6 protein-coding genes are annotated in these 6,369 nt (G+C 69.7%); 3 read left to right on the top strand and 3 right to left on the bottom strand.

Translation table 11 applies throughout. The features are described 5' to 3' along the window. Positions 1-714: response regulator transcription factor (locus FM105_RS06255; RefSeq protein WP_256970265.1), on the bottom strand; the 714-nt coding region annotated here is incomplete at its 3' end. A 70-nt stretch (positions 715-784) separates the two neighbouring features. Further along, on the bottom strand, positions 785-1,387 hold the full coding sequence (locus FM105_RS06250) for a hypothetical protein (RefSeq protein ID WP_087006418.1): 603 nt from the start codon (positions 1,385-1,387) through the stop codon (positions 785-787). Positions 1,388-1,556: 169 nt separating this feature from the next. On the opposite strand from FM105_RS06250, the gene FM105_RS06245 reads away from it, so the two are divergent. The 3 genes from FM105_RS06245 to FM105_RS06235 all read left to right on the top strand — a co-directional run bounded on the left by FM105_RS06245 (position 1,557) and on the right by FM105_RS06235 (position 4,782). Then, positions 1,557-1,853, top strand: a complete 297-nt coding sequence (locus tag FM105_RS06245) for a hypothetical protein (RefSeq protein WP_087006417.1) — start codon at positions 1,557-1,559, stop codon at positions 1,851-1,853. 93 nt (positions 1,854-1,946) lie between these two features. After that, positions 1,947-4,040 (top strand): sensor histidine kinase, encoded by a 2,094-nt coding sequence (locus FM105_RS06240; protein WP_087006415.1) that lies wholly within the window; start codon positions 1,947-1,949, stop codon positions 4,038-4,040. A gap of 4 nt (positions 4,041-4,044) precedes the next feature. Next, on the top strand, positions 4,045-4,782 hold the full coding sequence (locus FM105_RS06235; RefSeq protein WP_087006434.1) for a response regulator: 738 nt from the start codon (positions 4,045-4,047) through the stop codon (positions 4,780-4,782). 103 nt (positions 4,783-4,885) lie between these two features. Here the strand turns inward: FM105_RS06235 and purB are convergent, their stop codons facing one another. Then, positions 4,886-6,313, bottom strand: coding sequence for an adenylosuccinate lyase (gene purB, locus FM105_RS06230; RefSeq protein WP_087006413.1), 1,428 nt, complete (start codon positions 6,311-6,313; stop codon positions 4,886-4,888). Positions 6,314-6,369: the final 56 nt, after the last annotated feature.

Below are 6,369 nucleotides of genomic sequence, written 5' to 3'. Positions count from 1 at the left end.
GGCCGGGGGACCGGCCTGGGGGCTCGCGGCGGGGCTCGCAGGCGCCGGCGGAGAGGACCAGGGCACGTCGGCCGTGGGGACCGCAGCGGGGACTGCGGCGGGCTGGGGTTCCTGCCAGGATCCGGGGGCCTCGCCGGGGTCTGCTGCCCACTGCTCGGCGGTGCGCGTCGGAACCTGCTGGACCGGCAGCGGGCCGGTGTCGGTCGGTTCGCGGGAGTCGAAGCCCGGGGTGGGGCCCAGCACGTCGGGCAGCTCGCCGCCGCCGATGATGCGGCCTCCGGGGCCGATCGCCGCTTCGCGGGCGGTGTGGGCCGCGGCCGGCGCGGGGGAGTAGCCCATGGATCCGGTGCCCGCGGTGATGAAGCGGCGCACGACGGCGCGGATCCGTGCGTTGAGGACCTGCATGTCGAACGGCTTCGTCAGGTAGTCGTCCGCGCCCGCCTCGAGGGACTGGACGATGTCGATCGGGTCCGAGCGCGCGGAGATGACGATGATGGGCACCGTCGACCGTTCGCGGATCGCCCGCGTGATCGAGGCTCCGTTCATCGTGGGCAGCATGAGGTCGAGCAGGACCGCGTCCGCACCGTTGGCGGTGACGAACTCGTAGCCCTCGCGTCCGTCCTCGAACGCCGTCACCGTGTAGCCGAACCGCTCGAGGCTGATCTGCGTCGTCTCGCGGATCACCTCGTCGTCCTCCACCAGGACGATGTGCATGCTCTTCCTCTTCCCCCGCCGGTCTCCCGTGCTGCCTGTTCTTCGTGCGCGCTGTCCGTTCCCGTGCCCGTCAGTGCTCTCCCGCACTGGAGACACGCTGACCGGCTTCGAAGCGTCCGTCATGGAACCTGTAGACCTGGACCGACCAACCGGAGGGGCAGCAGACCTCGTCCGCAGGAGCGTAGCGCTTCTCCTGCTTGACCAGGGTCCCTCCGCGTCCGGGAGTCAGTGTGAGATCGTGCCCTGAAACTACCAGCTGGAGGGACGGTTCGCCGTCCTGCTCGCCGATGACGGCGGCGGAGAAGACGGTGTCGGTCCCCGGCTCCGTCACCAGCGCGACCTGGAAGGGGGTGCCGTCGATCTCCAGTGCGGTGCCCAGCGAGATGCACTCGTCGCAGTAGAGGAGGGCCTCCGTGGTCTGCGAGTCGATGGTGTGGGACCCCGTCGACGGGCGATCGAGCAGGTGGGAGCGGATGTCTTCGATGTCGAACGGCAGGTCCTCCGGAGCGACCGTCGTGTCCGGGGTGGCGGCGGCCTGATTGGGCTGCGCGGTCGCCTCGACCCGCAGGCCCCTGTCCGGGCTGTAGAAGAACAGCAGTGCCAGGAGCGCGACGAGGATGACTGCGGTGAACAGCGCAGCCCATCCGGGCAGTGAGAGCCGAGGTCGGAACACGTCTTCAGTGTGCCACGGCGGACGTGCCTGCGGTCGTGGGTGTCAGTTCATAGGTGCCGGGTCGTGGGTGACGGGTCATAGGTACCGGATCATGAGTGACGGGTCAGGAGTGCCGGGTCATGGGTGCCCAGGGAGATGCGGGACCACTCGACGGTAGACTGGGGTCATCATGGAGAAGCAGAAGACTCGGCGTCCCGACCGTCACGCGGGCAGGAAGAGCGTGCCTTACAAGGACGCGGTTCGGTTCGGCCTCATCGCGGCACTCGTCACGTTCGTCGTGAGCTCCGTCGTCACGCAGGGGAGCCGGTTCTCGCAGGAGGGCTTCGCCGCCATCGCCCACCTGGGGCTCCCCGCGCTCCTCGCGGGGGTCGCGTTCGTCGCCGCCACCGCAGTGGCGATGCTCCTCAACTGGGTCGTCTCCCGCAAGGACGTGGAGCCCACTGTGGACAAGCCCGTCCTCGACTGAGCCGGTCCACTCGCGCCTGCGGTCGGCCTCGTCGACCGTCGCGTCGAGGTCCGCGGGCCCGGCGAGTGCGCCGACTCGTGCACAATTGAGGCGATGTCCCCCATCAGACGATCGTCCTCCGGACGCACGGAACCGGCACGGCCCGCGGCCGACCGGGTGCCGGGGCTGCCCGATTCCACCCCGCAGGGCGGGCAGGCGCGGCGCCGACTCCCGTTCGCGGATGCCGGAGTCGCGGGGCGGATCATGTTCGCGAACGGCGTCATGCTGGTCGGCATCGTGCTGCTCGTGACGACGCTGCTCTACTTCGTCATGAGTGAGCAGAACGACCGTCGCGCAGAGGACCAGCTGGGGAACACCGCGGAATCGCTCGCGCGCTCGACGCTCGTCGTCGACCACATCGTGTCGGTCGAGGCGGGCAAGGACTCAGGCGATGAGGAGCCGCTCCCCGTCTTCCTCAGCGGCACTCCTGAGAACGCGGAGATGATGGACCGGCTGGACGCCATCCGCGCTGACTACGAGGTGGACCTCGTCGAGGTCATCCCGCGCTCAGAGCTGGAGCGCAGCGAAGGGCTGGGCGGCACCGGAGTGGGTGCGGCGAATGTGCCCGAGGAGCGCCCTGCCGTGGTGACGTCGAACAGCGCGGGCGATTCGCATGCGCGCGCCGCCGTCTCCCGCCTGGACCTCGAGGAGCTGAGTGAGGGGGAGACGAGGGTCCGCTACATCGACGGGTCCGTCGACCTCCTCGTGGCCGCCGCCCCGATCATGGCTCACCCGTCGGATGCCGATGCAGCCGCCGGTGCCGACTGGAGCTCGTCCCGCACGCCGATGACCCGCTCGGACACCACGGCGGCGTCCGGCGACGCAGGGGAGTCTGCCGAGGAGCCGGAGGTGGTGGGAGCCGCGGTCGTGGGCCTATCCCCGGACGCGGTGCGCGGGGGCTTCGTCCCCCAGGCGCGCACGATCTGGCTCCTGGGCGGCCTCACGGTCGTGCTGGGCGTCCTCGCGAACTGGATGACGCTGCGTGGTCTGCGCCGCGTCACGGGCGACTACGGCACGAAGGAGCTGGGCGCCGTCCTCGACTACTACTCGTCCGTGCTGCGTGCGGTGTCCGAGGGCCTCGTCCTGGTGGACCGCAGCCAGGGAGTCGTGTTCTTCAACTCGGAGGCGGCAGAGCTGCTCGGCATGTCGGACCAGCGTGCGCGGACGCCCGTTCCCCTGCAGGACATCGACCTCGACCATTCGCTCAAGGCGCTCCTGGCGGAGGGCCGCTACGCCCGCGACGAGATCCACTACACGACCCGACGCATCCTCGTCGTGAACCAGCAGCCGGCGTCGACGGCCCCCGACACCTGGGTCATGACGATGCGCGACCACACGGAGCTCCAGGAGCTGATCGGAGAGCTCGTGTCCGTGCGCTCGTTCTCCGAGTCGCTGCGCTCGCAGACGCACGAGTACGCGAACCGCCTCCACATGATCGTGTCGCTCGTCGAGACCGGTTCGTTCGACGAGGCCGTGGAGTTCGCGACGCGTGAGATCGAGCAGGCCGAGCGGCCCGCCGACAACCTGCTGGACGGGTTCGACCATCCGGTCCTCTCCGCGCTGCTGCTCACGAAGATGTCCCAGGCAGCGGAGCAGGGCATCCGGATGGAGCTCGACACCGATGAGCTGCGCGGGTCGATCACTGCGGACGATCGGGACCTCGTCACCATCGTCGGGAACCTCGTGGACAACGCCTTCGACGCGGTGAGCGTCGGGACGGTCCCCCCGGACCGGCGGACGGTGCGGGTGCGGTTCTCCGGGGCCGGGGACTCGGGCCTCGTCATCGAGGTGAGCGACGACGGCCCGGGCATCGCCGAGGACTCGCTGGACGACGTGTTCGAGCGGGGTTGGTCGACGAAGCACGACGGGGTCGCCGGGGACACCGGCGCCGGACGGCTCGAGCACACCTCGCGCGGGGTGGGGCTGTCGCTCGCCGTGCAGGCCGTCCGGCGGATGAAGGGCGCGATCGACGTCCAGGCGTCCGGGACCGAACTGGTCGATGAGGCGGAGCTCGCGGACATGGCCCCGCCGCTCAGCGGCGCGCTCTTCACCGTGTGGGTGCCGGGTGCCCCGCAGGAGCCGACGCACGACGTGATGCGCCCTCTGACCGGGGATGATGGCGCGGGAACGCCTGGGGATCTACGGTGAGCGCATGAGTGAAGCAGGTGATCCGACGGGGCGCGGAGAAGCCCCGTTCGGAGTTCTCGTGGTCGAGGACGAGGAGATCGCGGCGAAGGCGCACGCGTCCTACGTCGACCGCGTCGACGGCTTCCGCCTCGTCGGGATCGCGCGGAACGCCCAGCACGCCCTCGCCGCGCTCACGGACCGGATCATCGGGATCGACGCCGGCCAAGTCGATCTGGTGCTGCTCGACATGAACCTGCCCGACGGCCACGGGCTGATGCTCGTGCGCAGCCTCCGCGCGCGCAAGGTGCCGGTCGACGTCATCGCGGTGACCGCTGCACGCGATATGCAGGTCGTGCAGGAGGCGCTGTCCCTGGGAGTCGTCCACTACATCCTCAAGCCGTTCACATTCCCGGTCTTCAAGACCAAGCTCGAGGCGTTCCGCAGCTTCCGCCTGTCACTGGGAGCAGAGCAGGGCGGGAACGGCCAGATCACCCAGTCGCAGGTGGACGCCGCCGTCGAGGGCCTGCGTGCAGGGACCGGCCCGCAGCGGGCGAAGGGCGTGCCGGACGCCGTGCAGGACCAGATCCTGGGACTCCTCGCCGACGAGGGGCACTCCGCGGCAGAGGCAGCCGACCGGATCGGAGTCTCCCGCGTGACCGCCCGCCGCTACCTCGAGGCGATGGCGGACGTGGGGCTCCTGGAGCGGAGGCCGCGCTACGGCAGTGCGGGCCGCCCCGTCCTCGAATACGTCGCGATCGCCTGACGGCGGAGCCGGCAGTTAGGACCGAGGCCGAGGCGGCTCGGACCGAGGCTGCTGGGACCGGGGCCTCCGGGCTCAGGTGCCCGGGACCTCGGCTGCGGTCGGTTCAGCGGGAGGCGCGCCAGGAGGCGGTCTCCTCCCGAGCGATCTTAGCGGCGATCCCCACGTACGAGCCGGGCGTGAGCGCCGCGAGGCGTGCGGCATCCTCGTCGGGCAGCCCGAGCCCGCCCACGAACTCCCGGAGTGCGGGGCCGTCGACGCGGTGACCGCGGGTGAGCTCCTTGAGCTTCTCATAGGGGTTGTCCATCCCTCCCACACCGCGGAGGAACGCCGCGCGCATGACGGACTGGATCGCCTCCGCGAGCACCTCCCAGTTGCGTTCGAGATCCGCGGACAGGGCGTCGGTGTTGCATTCGAGGCGCCCCAGGCCCTTGACGAGGTTGTTGAGCGCGAGCAGCGAGTGGCCGAACGCCACACCGATGTTGCGCTGCGTGGTCGAGTCCGTGAGGTCGCGCTGGAGCCGTGAGGTGGTGAGCGTCGACGCCAGCGAATCCAGCAGGGCGTTGGAGATCTCGAGGTTCGCCTCTGCGTTCTCGAACCGGATCGGATTGACCTTGTGCGGCATGGTCGAGGAGCCGGTCGCGCCCTCGACGGGGATCTGGGTGAAGTACTCCATCGAGATGTAGGTCCACATATCCGTGGCGAGGTTGTGGCAGATGCGGTTGAAGCGGCTGATGTCCGCGAACAGCTCCGCCTGCCAGTCGTGCGATTCGATCTGCGTCGTCACGGGGTTGAAGGTCAGGCCCAGGTGCTCGACGAAGCTCTGCGCGATGCCGGGCCAGTCGACGCCGGGGGAGGCGACGACGTGGGCGGCGTACGTACCGGTCGCGCCGTTGATCTTGCCGAGGAATTCGGTCTTCTCGATGCGATCCAGCTGGCGGCGCAGGCGGTGGATGAACACCGCGATCTCCTTGCCCATGGTGGACGGCGTCGCCGGCTGCCCGTGCGTGTGGGACAGCAGCGCTGTGTCCGCGAGCTCCTCGGCCATGTCTGCCAGGGAGTCGACGAGCGTCCGAGCGGTCGGCAGCCAGACGTCCTGGACGGCGCCCCTGATCCCCAGCGCGTACGAGAGATTGTTGACGTCCTCCGAGGTGCAGCAGAAGTGGACGAGCTCCGAGAGGTCGCCCGCGCCGATCTGATCGAGGAACTCCTTGATCGAGTACTCGACGGCCTTGACGTCGTGGACCGTGACGGCCTCGAAGGTCCGCAGCTGGTCGATCGTCTCCGCGTCGAACCCTGCGGCCCACTCGCGCAGCTGCGTCTTCTCGTCCTCGAGCAGCTCCCGCGTGCCGCGCACGGCGCCGGATTCGGCCAGGTGGATGAACCATTCCGCCTCGACGTGGACCCGATTGCGGTTGAGCGCAGCCTCGGACAGGTAGTCGATGAGCGGAGCGGCGTCGGCGCGATAGCGGCCGTCGAGCGGGCTGAGCGCGAGGGCGGGGTCGATCTGGGCGAGCTGCACACGGTTCGTCATGCGGCGATTCTCTCACGCGGGTGTGTGCGCACCCGAGGTCACCGTCCGGTACGCGG

Source organism: Brevibacterium yomogidense, assembly GCF_900163715.1.
GTDB lineage: Bacteria > Actinomycetota > Actinomycetes > Actinomycetales > Brevibacteriaceae > Brevibacterium > Brevibacterium yomogidense_A.
The sequence above is the reverse complement of the archived record's forward strand: the minus strand, read 5'-3'. Positions and strand labels throughout refer to the sequence as shown.